This is a genomic window from Phenylobacterium sp. (genome assembly GCF_036501465.1).
Classification (GTDB): Bacteria; Pseudomonadota; Alphaproteobacteria; order Caulobacterales; family Caulobacteraceae; genus Phenylobacterium.
On the sequence record NZ_DASYAF010000109.1, the window covers coordinates 1 to 17248 of the forward strand.

The 17248-nt window shown below is 68.9% G+C and carries 13 protein-coding genes and 1 pseudogene; 4 read left to right on the top strand and 10 right to left on the bottom strand.

Annotated elements, in window-relative coordinates:
- Positions 1-2256: hypothetical protein (locus VGL85_RS12150; RefSeq protein WP_331589206.1), on the top strand; the 2256-nt coding region annotated here is incomplete at its 5' end.
- Here the strand turns inward: VGL85_RS12150 and uvrC are convergent.
- The 6 genes and pseudogenes from uvrC to VGL85_RS12180 all read right to left on the bottom strand — a co-directional run.
- Positions 2243-4129, bottom strand: a complete 1887-nt coding sequence (gene uvrC / locus VGL85_RS12155) for an excinuclease ABC subunit UvrC (RefSeq protein ID WP_331589207.1) — start codon at positions 4127-4129, stop codon at positions 2243-2245. The two genes, VGL85_RS12150 and uvrC, sit on opposite strands and share 14 nt — an antisense overlap.
- Before the next feature lie 195 nt (positions 4130-4324).
- On the bottom strand, positions 4325-5647 hold the full coding sequence (locus VGL85_RS12160) for an amidohydrolase (protein WP_331589208.1): 1323 nt from the start codon (positions 5645-5647) through the stop codon (positions 4325-4327).
- Positions 5648-5690: 43 nt separating this feature from the next.
- Positions 5691-6611 carry an alpha/beta hydrolase gene (locus tag VGL85_RS12165; protein WP_331589209.1) on the bottom strand — a complete coding sequence of 307 codons (921 nt, stop codon included), beginning with the start codon at positions 6609-6611 and terminating at the stop codon, positions 5691-5693.
- 82 nt (positions 6612-6693) lie between these two features.
- Positions 6694-9156, bottom strand: coding sequence for a hypothetical protein (locus VGL85_RS12170; protein ID WP_331589210.1), 2463 nt, complete (start codon positions 9154-9156; stop codon positions 6694-6696).
- Entirely contained in the window at positions 9157-10944 is a 1788-nt protein-coding gene (locus VGL85_RS12175) for a long-chain-acyl-CoA synthetase (protein WP_331589211.1), read from the bottom strand.
- 548 nt (positions 10945-11492) lie between these two features.
- Positions 11493-11636: pseudogene (locus tag VGL85_RS12180) on the bottom strand (ClpX C4-type zinc finger protein); the annotation flags it as partial.
- A gap of 403 nt (positions 11637-12039) precedes the next feature.
- Between VGL85_RS12180 and VGL85_RS12185 the strand changes: the two are divergent.
- A complete protein-coding gene (locus VGL85_RS12185; RefSeq protein ID WP_331589212.1) occupies positions 12040-12780 on the top strand; it encodes a hypothetical protein in 741 nt (246 codons plus the stop codon).
- 269 nt (positions 12781-13049) lie between these two features.
- Here VGL85_RS12185 and VGL85_RS12190 read toward each other — a convergent pair whose 3' ends face one another.
- The 3 genes from VGL85_RS12190 to VGL85_RS12200 form a co-directional block, all read right to left on the bottom strand.
- Complete coding sequence (locus VGL85_RS12190; RefSeq protein ID WP_331589213.1) at positions 13050-13388, bottom strand: copper-binding protein; 339 nt, start codon at positions 13386-13388, stop codon at positions 13050-13052.
- A gap of 154 nt (positions 13389-13542) precedes the next feature.
- Positions 13543-13977: a hypothetical protein gene (locus VGL85_RS12195; RefSeq protein ID WP_331589214.1), complete on the bottom strand. Its 435-nt coding sequence runs from the start codon at positions 13975-13977 to the stop codon at positions 13543-13545.
- A gap of 120 nt (positions 13978-14097) precedes the next feature.
- Positions 14098-15531 carry a M20/M25/M40 family metallo-hydrolase gene (locus tag VGL85_RS12200; protein ID WP_331589215.1) on the bottom strand — a complete coding sequence of 478 codons (1434 nt, stop codon included), beginning with the start codon at positions 15529-15531 and terminating at the stop codon, positions 14098-14100.
- Between the two features lie 166 nt (positions 15532-15697).
- Here VGL85_RS12200 and VGL85_RS12205 point away from each other — a divergent pair, with 166 nt between their 5' ends.
- A complete protein-coding gene (locus VGL85_RS12205) occupies positions 15698-15907 on the top strand; it encodes a hypothetical protein (RefSeq protein ID WP_331589216.1) in 210 nt (69 codons plus the stop codon).
- Between the two features lie 10 nt (positions 15908-15917).
- On the opposite strand, the gene VGL85_RS12210 is transcribed toward VGL85_RS12205, so the two are convergent.
- Positions 15918-16667 (bottom strand): pentapeptide repeat-containing protein, encoded by a 750-nt coding sequence (locus VGL85_RS12210; RefSeq protein WP_331589217.1) that lies wholly within the window; start codon positions 16665-16667, stop codon positions 15918-15920.
- A 251-nt stretch (positions 16668-16918) separates the two neighbouring features.
- On the opposite strand from VGL85_RS12210, the gene VGL85_RS12215 reads away from it, so the two are divergent.
- On the top strand, positions 16919-17176 hold the full coding sequence (locus tag VGL85_RS12215; protein WP_331589218.1) for a hypothetical protein: 258 nt from the start codon (positions 16919-16921) through the stop codon (positions 17174-17176).
- Positions 17177-17248 lie beyond the last annotated feature (72 nt).

Consider the following 17248-nt stretch of genomic DNA (forward strand, 5'->3'; position numbering starts at 1 on the left):
CCAGTGCTGTCGAGTTGGCAAGATTATCTGCAAGATCGCCTAAAGCGGGTCTTTGGTGACGATATAGATAACGACGACCGCTTCGTCGTGGCGGCGATCTACGAGGGTTTCAATCGCCGAAACCCAAAGCGGGTTCTCACCGCACCGCGCAGCCTCAACAGCTTCGTCAATGCTATCGCAGTGCTTTCGATGCAATGGGCTGATGAGCCCAAGAGCGCGGCAGCCACCGCCTACTATGTCTGCAACCGCGACGATATCACGGAGAACATCCACACAGCCGTTCAGTTTGAAACCGGTGGGATCGCCGGATTCGACCCAGATTGGCAGGTCGCGGTGGCGGCGCTGCACTACGGTGTGAAGAAAGCCAAGGCGAGCGAGCTCTTCATGGAAGAGCCGATCCGTGTTGCTGTCCAGAATGGAGACGCAGCGAAGTTCGCTGAATTGGCGGCCATTCCGGGCTTCGACCGCTACCTAGATCGTGTCCTCGATTCTAGCGGAGCGCCGCGGCCGTCAAGCTTCGCCAATTTGCTTCGAGATTCTGATTTTGCCAGTCGACCGTGGGCGCGGAACGTCTGGCAGAAGCTTCGGAACCGGGCACTGGGGACGCTTCCTGATGGACCTTTGCAAGCCGGGGACGACGGCGCTGTCGCTGCGCTCGTTGCTTCGCTTCCTGAAGATCAAAAGCCCGCCTACATCACGGCGCTGGGTCAGCTTTGGCAGCGTTCGCAGCCTGAGTATTACCTCAACGATGACGCGTTGCAGGCTGGTAAGCTGATCCGACAACTCGCTCTTGAGGCACGCAACTGTGGCTTAGAGCGATATGAGATCGCACTACCACAGGACACCCGTCTATACTTGGCTTTGCTCGCTCAGGGTTTCAGCAAAAATGATTTGGTTTGTCTCCGCGCGCCGCAAGCGGCGGCGGTGATCACACAATTGAGCACCTACATGCGCTCGACCCCCACCGCGCCGGTGGGCTCAAAGGCGGCGGCGGCATACGCAGAAATTGCGCCACCTGACGCTGACTGGACGGAGTTCGTTTCGGCCCTAGACGCCGTATTTGCGCAGAGTGATCCTTCCGTCGCTGTTCTGGCGCTGAAGCTCGTAGCCGAGATCGGCGGGCAAGTTGAACTGATATCTTCGCAGTTCGATATTTGGCGCAATGACGAAGATTTTCGTCATGCATGGGATCGGCTGCCTGCCGATCTGAGCGATGAAGAACTTGCATCTCCAGCGGCTTTGATGTTGGCCGTCATGGTTCCGGTGGACCCGCGCGACGGGTCAGGGTGGGCCGAGACCGTCGACCGTCGCCCAGAATTGGTGACACTTATCAGCCGGTCCTTTGAGAAGCTGGAACCCGCGTCAAATCTCTCTCCGCTTATGGAGCGGATGCGCGCGCTTCCAAACATGATCGAATTGATACGCGCCGTGGCTGCGTTTCGGGCGACAGCTCAACCCCAAATCTGTGCCACAGATGATGTCGTCGGCGATTTGGCCAGCTACCACAGGCTAGTCTCACGACTACCGGTTCCCGCATTTTGGCGAGCAGTCTCCGAGCAAGAAAACTTTTGGCTCCGCATCATTGCGTTGCCGCTTCACGAGAGCGTTGAGATTTATCTCGCGGTGGCAAGGGCGAGCGAAGAAACAAGCCTCGCCCTAGTCGAAGGCCTGCGTGATCGGCTAAGAGACGAATCTGTCGAAACCTGGACCGCCGCGATTGCGAACGGTGGTCCTTTGCTAATCCTAGTTGAAGGCCTTTCGCCCAACTCGCGAAATGCGATGGCGCTTACGACCTCTCCGCTTCTGGTCGCATTAACCACCGCCTGCACGGGATTAGGTAGCTCAGCACCTGACGATCAACGCGAACGGTGGGTAGTCGTTGCGGAGTGCCTTACCAAAGAACTCCGGGTCGACTTGCTGCGACTGGTGGCCAAGAATCTAACGGAGATGGAACCCCGGAACCTCTCACAACTACTAACGGTAATGGGACCAGACTTGATAGCCCAGCTTTCTAGTCAGGCACCGTCGGAACGTGTCGCCGCAGTTCTCATTCCGCGTCTCCTGACGGACACGGGAGGGCCGGAATGGTTGAGGATTCATGCCGCAGAGGCAGTGGAATGGATCGAACGCAGTTCACCGGATGCGCAGGGTCTCGTAAGAACTGCGCTCAGCTCGGCTTTGACGACCGACGCGGCGGCGAGCGCGCAAGCGGTGCTCACGCTGCTTGATGCCAAGCACCCCCCTACCCCTTCCTGAAAAACCCATAGATCCGCTCGGCCAACGCCGCGTTCACGCCCTCCACCTTCGCCAGGTCCTCCACCCCCGCTCGGCTCACCCCCCGCGCTGAGCCGAACGCCGCCAGCAGGGCGCGCTTGCGGCCGGGGCCGACGCCTTCGATCTCGTCCAGGGGGTTCTTGATCATGGCGGCGGCGCGCTTGGCGCGGTGGGTGCCGATGGCGAAGCGGTGGGCTTCGTCGCGCAGGCGCTGGAGGTAGTAGAGCACCGGGGACTTGTGATCGAGGCGGAACGGCTCCTTGCCGGGGATGAAGAACCGCTCCATGCCCGCGTCGCGGTCGACGCCCTTGGCGACGCCGACCACGGCGATGTCTTCGACGCCCAGGTCGGCCATGACCTCCAGGACGGCGGCCACCTGGCCGGCGCCGCCGTCGATCAACAGCAGGTCGGGGCGGGCGAAGCTGGGTTCCTTGCCGCTGAGGATCCCCTCCTCTTCCTCCTTGGCCAGGCGCGCGAAGCGGCGGCGCAGCACCTCCTTCATCATCCCGAAGTCGTCGCCGGGGGTGAGGTCGGTCCCGCGGATGTTGAACTTGCGGTACTGGGACTTCTGGAAGCCCGCGGGGCCGGCGACGATCATGCCGCCCACGGCGTTCGTGCCCATGATGTGGGAGTTGTCGTAGACCTCGATCCGCTCCGGCGGCGCCTCCAGGCCGAAGGCCTCGCAGACGCCGGCCAGCAGCTTGGCCTGGGCGGAGCTCTCGCTCATTTTTCTGCCCAGCGCTTCGCGCGCGTTGGTGACGGCGTGGTCGACCAGCTGGCGTTTCTCGCCGCGCTGGGGGGTGGCGATCTCGGCCTTGCGGCCGGTCTTCTGGGCGAAGGCCTCGGCCAGCAGCGCGGCCTCGGCGGGGACGACGTTGGTGAGGATCAGCTTGGGGACCTGTTTGTCGTCGTAGAACTGGCCGATGAAGGCGCCCATGATGTCGGGGGCCTCGTCGTCCGACGCCACGCGGGGGAAGTAGGCCCGGTTGCCCCAGTTCTGGCCGGCGCGGAAGAAGAACACCTGGACGCAGGCCTGGCCGCCCTCGGCGTGGATGGCGAAGACGTCGGCTTCCTCGAAGGTGGTGGGGTTGATCACCGTCTCCTGGGCGACGCTGGCCAGCGCGCGGATGCGGTCGCGCAGGCGCGCGGCGCGCTCGAACTCCATGTCGTCGCTGAGCGCCTGCATCTCGGCGGCCATCCGGCCCATCACCAGGCGCGAGCGGCCTCGGAGGAAATCCTCCGCCTGGTCGACCAGGGCGGCGTAGTCGTCGAGGCCGATGAGACCGGTGCAGGGCGCCGCGCAGCGCTTGATCTGGTGCAGCATGCAGGGGCGCGTGCGGCTCTCGTAGACGCTGTCGGAGCAGGAGCGGAGCAGGAAGGCCTTCTGAAGGGTGTTGAGTGTCTTGTTCACCGAATAGGCGCTGGCGAAGGGGCCGAAGTAGTCGCCCTTGATCGAGTGGGCGCCGCGGTGCTTGCGCAACTGGGCCGCCGGATGCTCGCGGCGGATGACGATCTCCGGGAAGGACTTGTCGTCGCGCAGCAGGACGTTGAACTTCGGCTTCAGCTGCTTGATCAGGTTGATCTCGAGCAGCAGGGCGTCGGCCTCGGTGCGGGTGACGATGAACTCCATCGCGCGCGTGGCGTGGACCATATTGCCGATGCGCGGGGCGTGGAAACGGCCCTGGGCGTACTGGCTGACGCGCTTCTTTAAGGATCGCGCCTTGCCGACGTAGAGCACCTCGCCGTCCTCGCCCATCATCCGGTAGACCCCCGGCTTGTCCGGCAGGCGCTTCACCTCATCCTTGATCAGCGCCGCGCCCTTCAGGGGCGTCGCGGCGGCCATGTCGTCCGGCATGGGAGGAATATAGGCGAGTCACCGGGCGGGCGCCGAGCATCGACGCCAAAGAACCTCCCCCATTCATGGGGGAGGGGGACCGCGAAGCGGTGGAGGGGGCGCTGTCCCATCCGCGGCGGATCGGTTGGCGCACGGCCCCAACGCCCCCTCCACCACGTTGTGGTCCCCCTCCCCCGTTGAAACGGGGGAGGTTTTTCAGCTCAGCACGTTGAGAACCGCCAGGGTCATGGCCTCGACGCCGGTCTTGATGCTGGGCTCCGGGGCGGGCGCGAACTGCGGGGTGTGGTTGCCGGGCGGCTCCTGGCCCTTGGCCTTGTAGTCGGCGTAGACCTTGGGATCGATGCCGCCCAGGCTCCAGTACAGCGAGGGCACGCCGGCGATGACATAGGCCGAATAGTCCTCGCTGGCCGAGCCGGGGGCCGGCGCCTCGACCGCCCTGGCCCCGAACGCCGCCTTGAACACCGGGGCGGTGCGCGCGGTGATCGCCGCATCGTTGACGACGGCGTCGGCGCCCTGGTCGAAGTCCACCTTGGGCTCCGGCGCGCCCTCCATCGCCGCCGCGGCGCGGGCGGTGCGGGCCACGCCGTCCTTCAGCTTCCTGCGCACCTCGGTGTCGTAGCTGCGGATGGTGCCGCGCACGATCGCCTGGTCGGGGATGATGTTGCCGGCGCTGCCGGCCTGGATCGCGCCCACGCCGGCCACCCCGAAGGCGGCGGGGTCCTTCTCGCGGCTGATCACGCTCTGCACGTCGACGGTGAAGCGGGCGGCCTCCATCACCGGGTCGATGGAAAGCTGCGGGCGCGAGCCGTGGGCGCCCTTGCCGTAGAAGGTGATCTCGAAGCCGTCGGCGTTGGAGGTGTTGACGCCGGCCCGATAGGAGACGAGGCCGGCCGGCGCCGGGGTCACGTGCTGGGCGAAGCCCAGGTCGGGCTTGGGGAAGCGGGTGAACAGGCCGTCGGCGATCATCGCCTTGGCCCCGCCGATCGCCTCCTCCGCCGGCTGGCCGATGAACATCAGCGTGCCGTGCCACTGGGATTTCATGGCCACCAGCTGCTGGGCCGCGCCGACCCAGGCGGCCATGTGGATGTCGTGGCCGCAGCTGTGCGCCACCGGCGAGGGCTTGCCGTTCCACATCTGGGTGGCGTGGCTGGCGTAGGGCAGGCCGGTCTTCTCCTCCATGGGGAGCGCATCGAGCTCGGTGCGCACCATCACCGTCGGGCCGGGGCCGTTCCGGTAGATCGCCACGATGCCGGTCTTGCCGACATGCTCGGTGACCTCGAAGCCAAGGGCGCGCATCTCCTTGGCGAGCTTGGCGGCGGTCTCGTTTTCCTGGAACGCCAGCTCCGGATGCTGGTGGATGTCGCGGTAGAGGGCGTCGAGGTGGCCGTAGTCCTTGGCGAGGCCCGCGTCGATCTGGGCCTTGGCCCGAACCACATCGAGCTTCCCGGCAGCACTGGCGGAGGAGGCGATCAGCGCTGCCGCGCCGGCCAGAAGGATCGATCGGAAAACAGGACGCATGCGGCTCACCCCCGGTGACGGACTCGAGCCGCACCCTAGACCGCTATTTCTTGGCCAGGAAAGCGTCGAGCTCGGCGTCGAAGGCCGCGGGGTTGTCGAGCATGATGAAGTGCGCGGAATCGGTCACCATCCGTACGCTCACCGTCCTGGCCGGCGCATAGGCGGCCTCGTAGCGGCTCTTGGCCGCCGCCGCCGGCATGCCCAGCGGCACATAGTCGGGATAGAGCAGGACCATCGGGGTCTTCAGCGTCGCCAGGCCCGGGCCGAGATCGAGCATCGTGTCCTCGTACATGGCGCGCGCCACCACCGTGCGGTCGCTGGCCACGCCCCATTCGGCGACCCTGTGGCGGGTGTCCTTGGCCTTGGACATCTGCGCCATCTGCGGCTCCAGCTGGTCGGCGGTCATCGGCTTGCCGGCCTGGGCGTTCATCATGTCGCGCATCCTGCCCATCTGGGCCTCGATCTGGGCGCGCGTCGTGCCGGGCGGCGCCATCAGGGCCGCCAGCCAGGGCAGGCTGTCGACCATCATCGCCTTCCTGACGTGCTCGGGATGCTGCTCGGAGATGTAGAGCGTGGTGGTGCCGCCGAGCGAATGGCCAACGATGGTCGCCGGCGTCAGCTTCTGCTGCACCAGATAGGCGTCGATGGCCTCGGCGGTGGGGACCAGGACCTCGCCGGCGGCGTTGCCCCGCGCCGGCTCGCCGGCGAAGCCCGCGATCTGGATCAGGTGCAGGCGGTAGTGGCCCTTGAGCCGCTCGGCCGTCGCCTTCCAGGTGGCGCGCGAGGACGCCAGGCCCGGGATCAGCACCAGGTCCGGCCCCTTGCCGACGATCTCGTCGGAGAACCGGTCGCGGACCACCAGCCTGGAGTCGGCGAACAGGCGGTTGGGGTCGGAAGCAGGCTGGGCGACGGCGGCGGTCGAAACGGCGAGAGTCGCCGCGAGGCCGAGGAAGAGCTTGAACACCATGGGTCCCCTTGAATATCGGGCGCGCGGGCGCGGCCTCTGCCTGACTAGTCGCCGTTGAGCGCCGGATTGGATGCCGGCCCTAAGGGTCGGAGACGGCGGGGCAGTCCTTGCCGCCCAAGGGGCAATCGAACCAGTAGCGGGTGCGCCGGGCCCAGTCGGTATCGGGGAAGCGGGTGTGCAGCTCGGTCCAGGCCGCCTTCGAATAGGCGCCGTGCGGCCCGTCCGAATAGCAGCCGTAGTGCGTGGTCTTCACCGCCAGCGCCAGGGCTTCGGCCTGGCCGTCGCGGCTGCGGAAGAAAGCGGTGTGGCGGACCCAGTCGAGGGTCCGTTCGCTGAGCAGCTTCGGGGCGCAGGGTATGGCGGTCAGGGCGAGCTGTTCGGCCGGGTCCTGGCTGCGGAAGGCGAAGCTGGCGGCGAGCGCGGGCCGCAGCCCGTCGTGCAGGTCATAGGCCTGCGAGCCGTCGGCCAGCGACAGGCTCTCCCACCCGAAGAACACCGACTTCAGGTCCTGTTGCAGCGCACGCGCGTTGTGGCCGGTCTTCCAGGCGCACCACCAGTTGTCGTCGTCGTGGTTGTAGAGGTCGATCCGGGTGAGGCCGGGGTTCTGGTCGTCCGCGCCGGTGGGCTCGGTGTCGCGATCGTTGTCGACGATGAGGATATTGAGCCCTGGCGAGCGCAGGACGTCGAGCAGGACGCGGCGGTCGTCCGGGCGCACCGGCCGCCCGGGCCTTGAACTCCAGTTCGCCACCAGCCCCGGGTTCAGCTCCCGCATCCGGCGATCCAGCGCCGCGTCCACGGTCCGGCCCAGGGCGTAGGTCCGGCTCCAGGCGACGCGCGCGAAGCGGGCGCGCAGCGTCCGCGGGACGGCGGGATCGGCCGAAAGTCGGTCGAGGGTGGCGATCGACAGGTTGTTCTGCAGCGACAGGTCGCTCGGCGAGGCCAGGGCGAGCGCGAAGTGCGCCTGGTCCTCCGCCAGGATCTGCAGCAGGGTCGCGTCATCCGGCGGAAGGGTCCACGACGTCTGGTCGGTGGGATAGAGCGCGTCGCGCCAGGCCCGCGCGTCCGCCAGCCGCCCGGCGGTCATCAGGAACTGCAGCCCGTCGTGGCGCGCCGCGCGATAGGGCGCGCCGCCCTTGAACGGGAAGGCGGTCATGGCCGCCAGCGCCGCCTGGAACCTGGCGTCGGGTTGGGCGCGGGGCGTGCGCCAGCCGCCGAGCGCCAGCCGCACCTGATGGTAGAAGTCGAAGGCGAGCGCGGCGATCGCCGGCTCCTCGCCTGCGGCTGCGGCGGTCTCTTCGGCCTGCACCGTGTCCCACAGCTTCGCGTCGTACTCGCGGTCGAAGGCGCGCCGCAGATGCAGCCAGGCGACCGCCGCCGGACCGCCCGCGGCCGCGGCCTTCTGGATATAGGTCTCGAGCGGCCACCAGCCGGCGGCGCCGCCCTCGGAAAACGGCGCCCAGGGGCGGTCCTGGTCGTAGGGCCGCGGGACGAGCACCCAGGCGGCCAGCGGATCGGTGCGCGCCTGCTCCATCATCGCGCGGCTGGCGGTGAAATCCTCCGGCGGCCCGGCGCCCAGCCACCAGGCCGGGTCCCGATCCGACCCGAAGCTGTGGAGGTGGTCGATGTCGTCGCGCGCAAGCGCGTAGCGGCGGCGCGCCTGCGGATCGTCAGCCAGTTGGCCGGCGGGCGCTTCCAGCGCCGCCAGGGTGGCCGCGACCTGGGCCTTGCGGGTCACGGCGTCGGCGACCGTGGCGCCCACCCAGCCCAACAGGGTCTGCACCATCGGATGGATCGGCTTCAGCGCCGGATCGGCCAGCATGGCCTGCAGCTCGGCGATCGACTGGGCGGGCGGAACCATGGGCTCGGACTGACCGTAGCGGTCGGGACCCGAACCGGCGTGGATGGCGGCCACCATGTAGCGGGCGATCAGCCGATGGGGCGACGAGCCGCCGGCGATCCGCTGGAACGCGGCCAGCGCCCCCGCCCGGTCGCCGCGATAGAAGCTGAGCGCGGCGGCCTGGTAGGCGCGGTCGTCGGCCTGCAGCCTGGCGAGGCTGGAATCGGTGATGGCCAGCGGCGGCGGCAGCGCCGTGACAGCGGGCGACGCCCGCTCACGCCTCGCCCCGCAGGCCTGGAACACCGCCCGCTGGACCTCGATCCAGCGCCGGACATACGGGTGGTCCTCGCCCAGGGTGGCGATCCGCGCCTTCAAGGTCTCCAGCGCGTAGTCCACCCGGCAGTCGCCCAGATCGACGAAATAGTCGGACCCGCCGGCGGGCAACAGCCGTTGCAGCAGGGGCGCGTCCAGGTTGTCCCGGGCGACGAAGGACCAGGTCGTGGGGCTCGCGGACGCGATGTGCGGATCGCCCTGACCGGTCAGGGCGCGGTAGGTCTCCGGCGTGTTGGGTGCGTTGAAATAGGCCGAGAGCCGATCCTCGATCGTGGGCGGCTTGGCGTCGGCGCCCTGCGCCAGGGCGGGCGTCGCGCCGGCCAGGCCGCCTATCGCCCCGAGAAGCGCCAGGAGCCCGCCAGCGGCGCGCATTCAGACCTTCACCGCTCCGGCCCCGATCCGCTCGAAAACCGACTTGGTGATCTTCACATAGCCGCGCTTGGCGTCCTTGAAGAACAGCGGGCCCTTGATCTTGGCGGGGTCGTAGCCGTCGGCGATCAGGTCGAGCTTGCGGGTCTTGAAGGTGCCGGTGGTGTCCAATGCCGGCAGGACGCGGACGAACAGCGGCTGGGCGTAGGACGGCAGGTCGCGCCCGGCCATGTCGCCGAACGCCTTGATGTCGAAGTCCGGGCCGACGACCAGCGCGGCCATGCCGGCGCGGCCCTCGTGGCCCTCCACCGTCACCCCGTAGACATTGGCTTCCTTCACGCCCGGGCAGCCCAGCAGGCGCTCGGCCACCTCGTTGGTGGAGACGTTCTCGCCCTTCCAGCGGAAGGTGTCGCCGATGCGGTCGACGAAATAGAAGTAGCCGTCGGCGTCGGTCTTCATCAGGTCGCCGGTGGCGAACCAGCGGTCGCCTTTCTCGAAGACGTCGTGCAGCACCTTCTTCTCCGACGCCGCCTTGTCGATATAGCCCGCGTATTCGCTGCGCGCGTCGCCGGCGATGTGGCCGATGCATTCGCCGACCTGGCCGGGGCCGCATTCGATGGCCAGGCCGCCCACCCCGCGGATCGGCTCACCGGCCTCCACGTCGAACTGGATCAGGCGCACGTTGAAGCGCTTGCGCAGCCACTTGGGCGCGCGGCCGATGGCGCCCTCGCGGCCGTCGAAGTTGAACATCGAGACGTTGCCCTCGGTCGCCCCGTAGAACTCCAGGATCTCGGCGATGTGGAAACGGCTCTTCATCACCGGCCAGATGTCAGGGCGCAGGCCGTTGCCGAAGGCCAGCCGGATCTTGTGGCGCGTGTCGTCCTCGCCCGGCGGCTGGTTCACCAGGTAGCGGCAGAGCTCGCCGATATAGACGAACATGGTGCAGCCCTCGGCCGCCGCCTCGGCCCAGAAATGGGTCGCCGAGAACCGACGCCGCAGGAACACCGAGCCGCCGTTCAGCAGCGCCGCGCCGAGCGCGCAGAGCCCGCCGGTCGCGTGGTAGAGCGGCAGGGCGATATAGATGCGGTCGGCCGGCTTGGCCCCCGTCGCGCCGGCGAAGCCGCGCATGTAGAGCTGGGCGCGCACGTGGGTGATGCGCGCGGCCTTCGGCAGGCCGGTGGTGCCGGAGGTGAAGATCAGCAGGGCCGTGTCGTGGGCGCGGACGTCCTCGCGGACGATCCGGTCCGGCGGCAGGCTCGAGCAGCTCTTCAGCGCCTGGACGAGGTCACGCTGTTCGCCGTGCGCGGGGCCCAGCACCCACTGGGTGAGCGGCCGGTCGAGCAGGCCCTTGGCCGCCTCGAACACCGCGCAGGTCTCGGCGTCGACGATCAGGCAGGCCGCGCCGGAGATGTTCAGGCAGTGCGCCAGGGCCAGGCCCGAGAGCTGGTTGTTGATCAGCGCGGTGACCACGCCGATCTTCGACAGGCCGTACCAGACGGCGAAATACTCCAGCCGGTTGGGCATGAAGAGCGCCACGGTCTGGCCGCGGCGCAGGTTCTGGCCCTTGCCCCAGTGGGCGAAGCGGTTGGCGATGGCGTCCAGCTCGGCGTAGCTGACCGTGCGGCCCTCGAAGGTCATGGCGGTGCGGTCGCGGAATTCGTCCACCGCCGCCTGCAGGTCGTCGCAGATCAGATTGCTGCTGTCGGCGGCGATCGATTTGACACGCTTCAGCGTCCGGTTGAGGCCGCGCAGGAAGCGCCATTCGCGCTGCAGCCTGGCCTTGAGCGGCATCCCCACCTCCGACGACGCCGCCAGCTTGGGAGCGCGCCGACGACGGGGTCAAGTTCTTGCGGGGGCGCAAAGCGCCGCATCGGCTCGCCGCGCGGCGAACGCGGCGCCCGGGACACAAATGATTAATCAGACCTTTCCGGAAACGCGCATCCGAGGCGAGGAGATCGTGGGTTTGAGGGCTCGATCCTCGTACGGCATGGCCGGGCTTGTCCCGGCCGCCCATGGACCCTGTCGCCCGCGGAAGAGGTCGCCGCATCAAGGCCGCGCTTCGGCTTGAAGCACCGGTGCGTATGGGTGGCCGGGACAAGCCCGGCCATGACGTCGGATAACTACGAGAACCGCTCCCAGGCCGATTGGCGGGAGACGCCGAGCGCCTGGCCGATATCGGCCCAGCTCACCTCGCGGCCGCGCAGGGTGTCGACGATCTGCTGCAGGAAATCGCGGCCGGCGTCGGCGGCGTAGTTCACCGAACCCATGAGGGTGAGGAGCTGGTCGGTGGAGCGCTCCAGGGGCTTGGTGTAGCCGTTGTCCGGGACCGGGCGGCCGGCCACGATCTCGTCGCACATGGCGACGCATTCGTTGCAGATGAACACCGTGGGCCCGGCGATCAGCTTCTCCACCTCGACCTGTGACTTGCCGCAGAAGGAGCAGTGCAGGGCCTTGGGCAGCTTGTGGCCGGTGAAGCGCTCCAGCTTGCGGCGGGCCTTGGCTTCCGCGGCCGTCCGGGCGGGTTTCCTGGGTTCGGCTTTGGGCATCGCATCCTCGTCAGGGTTGACCTGACTGTCAGGTATATCCTGACGGTTTCGACTGTCAAGGACTTCCTGACAAAGCTCGGCCGCGACAAGGTCGGAAATAAGGTCATTTGGCGCCGGGCGCAGGCTGCGAACGGCCGGATAGGGGCTGATTCCGCCGCCATCCGGATTTTGATAATCATCTGTATTCATTCAAAGAATCTGGACTCCGCGAGACGGTGGCGGCGCCCGCCGGAAAATGACCAATGGCCAGGCTGGAGATTTCCGGAAGCGGAACCGGCCCCGGGGGCGGTCGTTCTCAGCCTCCGACAATCCCCACCCTCTGGAGGGACTACTTATGACCATGGATTTCAACGCCGCTCCGGAATCGCAGTCCGAAACGCCGTTCGCCGGCGTCCCGGCCTGGGAACGCGGCAAGACCCGGACCCGCACCCCGACCGCCCGCGGCCGCAGCGCGGGCATGAAGAACTCCACCGCCCCGATCGCGATCGCCGCCGGCATCGTGGTGCTGGGCGCCATCGCCGCGGCCGGCTGGTACGCCACCCGCCCGCACGACCAGAGCATGGCCGAGCTGACGCCCGGCGGCCCGAACGGCGCGGCCGAGACGGCCCCGACGCCGCCCGCCGACACCACCGCGACCCCGCCGGCCGCGACCCCGGCGGCGCCCAGCCAACTCGCGCAGGCGACCCCGCCCGCCGCCGCCAGGACGGTGACCAACACCACCCGGACCACCACCACGGCCGACGGCAGGCGGACGGTCACCCACAGCCGTGCGGTGACCCACAGCCGTAGCGCCAGCCCCAGCGCGTCCGACGCCACGGCCGACGTGAGCACCACGGCGCCCGCGCCGTCGCCGACGCCGCAAGCGGCGAACCCCGGCCCGGCGCCCCTGGTGCTGAACCTGCCGAAGACCACGCCGGCCCCGGCCCCGCAGGCGGTGACCCCGGTCGCGCCCCCGGCCCCTTCGGCGGTGAGCCCGCCGACCACCCAGGGCGCGCCGCAGACCGCGATCCCGCCGAGCGCCAACGCGCCGACCGCGGCCCCGCCGTCGGACACCACGCCGGCGACCCCGCCGACGGCCTGATCCTCACCGTTGGGGAAATTGAAAGGGCCGCGTCTCGCCGACGCGGCCCTTTCTCATGCGCTGAAGGTTCCAGACGAGGTTGGGGCGGGAAGCGCCCGCGCGGGTCCAGTCCAAAAACCTGGCGAACGCTTCCCACCCGCCCTCGCCCGGTGGGGAGAGACGAGGAACTCGAACCTTCAGGCCGAAGCCGAAGCCATGGCGAAGGTGAGCCTTCACGGGCGGCAGGTAAATTGGACCAAAGTCGTAGGACTAAAGTCCTAGGCGCCGGCCTAGCGCTTTCGCGCCGCGGTGATCTCCGGGACGATGTGGCCTTCGTTGACGTCGAAGGCGATCTTTTCGCCGACCTTCAGCTTGGCGATCAGGGCCGGCGCGGCCTTGAAGTCCATGGTCATCGACGGCCAGCCCAGCGCCGGGATCGGGTCGTGCTTGAGCGTCACCGTGCCGCCGGCCGGATCGACGGCGGTGACGACGCCGGTCCCCTGGGCGTTGCGCGGCGGCCGGGTGGTCGCATCGCCCGCGGGCGCGCTTGACGGCTGGGCCGAGGCCAGGGCCGGCGCGGCGACCAGGGGCGCGATCAGGAAGGCGACGACGGCGTATCTGGAGATCATGGCGCGGCCCTACACACTGGACTTGGGGGGTGCGGCAATCTGGCGCCGCCTGGGGCCGCGATCTAGTCCATTTGCATCATGCGACGCCCTCGGGACGCAGCTTAGCGTCATCGCGTAGAGCCGGCCGGGCGTCGCCCAGGCTGGATCAAAGGGCTCAGGCGGCGACGGTCCAGCGTCCGCCTGGGAAGCCGTCGTCGTTGGCGGGCGGTCGCGACCGCCGTGGCCCGCGGCGGCGCATCGCGGTCCGGCGTTCGCGCCGGGCCGCGACCTGGACCGGCCCGCGGCCTCGCCGGCGCGACCAGGCGATCAGCGCCTTCACCACCGCCGACGCGCCAGCGACCCCGGCGATCACCGCGACGTCCACATAGGCCATGACGTCGCCGGCGCCGATCAGCGCGAAGTCCGGCGGCATGGCCGCCGCCTGCAGCATGGCGGCCAAGGCGCCGACGAAGACCAAGGCCAGCGCGATCCGCCAGATCGTCCGGGGCTTGAAGACCGCGCGCCGGCCCTGCGGCGTCAGCAGCCAGGCGGGCCACAGGACCGTGAGTTTGTAGAGCTGGCTCAGCCACAGCTCGACGATCGCGCGCATGAGGTTCCCCCGAATGGTCAGGCTGGAAGTGGGGCGGAACTGCGCCGGCGCAAGTGCGGCGGAGCGCCCCCTCCGTCGGCTGCGCCGCCACCTCCCCCGCTTCGCAGGGGAAGAGCGCGGTCAGCGCGGCCGCTGGGCATGGGCGGCGAGGATCAGGGCGGCGGCGGCGGTGACCTTGCGGCCGGTCGGCAGGTGGATGAATTCGTTGGGGCCGTGGGCGTTGGAGGCCGGGCCCAGCACGCCGGTGATCAGGAACTGGGCGTCGGGGAATTTCTCGCCCAGCATGCCGATGAACGGGATGGTGCCGCCCTCGCCCATCATCGCCGCCTCGCGCCCGAAGGTCGCATGGCTGGCGCGCTGGACTGCGGCCTCCAGCCAGGGCTGCAGCGGCGGGGCGTTCCAGCCGGGGCTCGCCTGCTTGCCCTCGAATTTCACGACGGCGCCCTGCGGCGGCTCGGCGGTCAGCGTGTCGGCGAGCGCCTTGATGCAGGCGTCCGGATCGGCGGTGGGCGGCAGGCGCACGGAAAGCGCCAGGGCGGTGGCGGGCCGCAGGACATTGCCGGCGTTGGCCGGAGCCGGCAGGCCCGCCGCCCCGATCACCGTCAGGGCCGGGCGCCAGGTGCGGTTGAGGATCAGCTCGGCCAGGTCGCGGCTCGGCGGCGCGGTGGTCCCGGCGAAGGGGAACCGGCGCCATATGGATTCGCCCAGGGCCTGGGCGGCGACCTTGGCCTGGGCCTGGCGCTCGGCGGGGATCTCGACGTTGAACGGCTTGGGGCCGATCGCGCCGGTCTTTTCGTCCTCGAAGCGCGACAGCACCTGGCGGGCCAGGCGGAAGCTGTCGGGGACCAGGCCGGAGGCGTCGCCGGAGTGGACGCCCTCGCTCAGCACCTCGACGGTGAGCAGGCCGCCGGCCAGGCCGCGCAGCGAGGTGGTGAGCCAGAGCTGGTCGTAGTTCCCGCATCCGCTATCCAGGCAGATCACCAGCGAGGGCGCGCCGATGCGGTCCTTCAGATGGTCGACGTAGAACGGCAGGTCGTAGGAGCCGCTCTCCTCGCAGGCCTCGATCAGCACCACGCAGCGGGCGCACTTCACGCCCTGGTCCCGCAGCGCGAGCAGGGCGGTGACCGAGGCGTAGATGGCGTAGCCGTCGTCAGCGCCGCCGCGGCCATAGAGCCTGTCGTCCTTGATCACCGGCTCCCAGGGGCCCAGGCCTTCGGACCAGCCGACCATCTCCGGCTGCTTGTCCAGGTGGCCGTAGAGCAGGACCGTGTCGTCGAGGTCGCCGCCTTCAAGGTCGCCAGGGCTCTCGATCAGGATCACCGGGGTGCGGCCGGGCAGGCGCACCACCTCCAGGGTCGCGCCCGGCAGGGCCTCGATCTTGCCGCGCGCCCAGCCGGCCATGTGCTCGACGGCCTGGTCGATGAAGCCGCTTTTCTCCCACTCCGGATCGAAGGCCGGCGACTTGGCGGGGATGCGGATGTAGTCGACCAGCGCGGGCGTGATCTCGCCCTCCCAGACCTGGTCCACGAACCGGTTCAACGCCACGTCATCCATCGAAAACCTCCGTCGCCAAGGCCCTTGCTATAGCCGCCCGGCCGATGCGCCCCAATGCCACATCGCGCCAATCTCCACCTTTCGCTAACCAGCCCCGGCTTGAGTGCGCGCGTCGTTTTTCGAATCCCGCCAAGAGACCCGTCTCGTCCGCAAATTGGGGCCCGCCATGATCAACACCCAGGAAATCCTCGAATGGCTGTCGGCCTTCGCCGTGGTGATCTCGGGCGCGCTCGCCGGCCACTACGCCTACGAGGGCATGAACGCCGTCCAATGGGCCGGCGCGCTGACCGCGGTGCTGGGCTCGGTGACGCTGGCGGTGGCCTGCCGCACCTGGCCGGCGAAGGCCAAGGCCCGCGACAGCCGTTTCAAGGACTGACGTTCCGCGCCTATTCCGGGCGCACATCCAGCCCCATCGCCGCCAGCAGCACGGTCTGCTGGGCGGGCGTGATCTTCATCCCCGCATAGTCGGCGAGCCCCGAGAGGTCGAGGCCGGAAACCTCCGCGCGCCGCGGGTCGGCCCCGCCCAGCCGCGCGCCCGAGGTCAGCGCCTGAAAGAGGTCGCAGTCGGTGAGGTCGGCGGCGGTGAGGTCGGCGCCGGTCAGGTCCGCCTCGCGCAGCGACGAGCCGGACAGGTCGCAGGTCTTCAGGCCGGCGTCGCTGAGGTCGGCCAGCTCCAGGTTGCAGCGGGCGAAGGTGGCGGCCGTGTGGATCGTCCTGGGGCTGAGCGCGCGGGAGAAATCGGCGCGGTGGAAGCGGGCGCCGCGCAGGTTGGTGTCACGGAATTCCACCGACCACAGGCTGGTCCGGTCGATGTCGGCGAAGGAGAGGTCGCATGCCTCGAACCGCGCCTGGTCGAACTGGGAGAAGGCGATCTCGACGCCGGCGTGGCTGTCCGGATCGGCGAATCCGCAGCGGATGAAGGCGGCCTCGCGCAGGTCGGCATGGGCGAAGCGGCAGCGCACGAACCGGCATTCCGTGAACCGCGCGCCGGGCATGAGGACGGCGGAGAGCCGGGCGTCGGTGAAGACGCAGGCGGTGAGCTTGATATCCGACAGGTCGCGGTCGTCGAAGTCATGGGCCGACAGGTCCAGGCCCTCGTAGGCCTTGCCCGACTCCAGTTCTGGACCCCGATCCATTTCACCCGCTCATCCCGGCGAAAGCCGGGACCCAAGCTGCCTTGCCGGTGTTGCGCGGTCGAGGGCCAATTGCCGACGCCCCATGGATCCCGGCTTTCGCCGGGACGAGCGGAACCGGGGAAAGCTGAACGGCGGCTAAAGACCCGTGAACCGCAGCTAAAGGTCGGGCTCCGAGGCCGTTCAGACGGCCCGGCGCATCCTGCGTGTCATCGGGCCGGATCCCCCGGCCCACTCCGGCAAAGGAGCTGGCGATGACCTTGAAGACCCTGGCCCTGGCGGGCGCGACCCTGGTTTCGCTCGCCGCCCCCGCGACCGTGATGGCGCAGCCCTACGACCACCGCGGCGGCTACGACCGCGACGCCTGGCGGCGCAACGAGGTGCGCGCCTATGAGCGCATCGACCACCGCGGCGACTATCGCGACTACCGTCGCTGCTTCACCGAAACCCGCGGCGGCTACTACGGCTGGAACGGCCGCTATGTGCCGCGCGTCGTGGAGGTCTGCCGGTAATCAGGTCCCTTCTCCCCTTGTGGGAGAAGGTGTCGGCCGGAGGCTGACGGATGAGGGGTTTCGCGGCCGGCG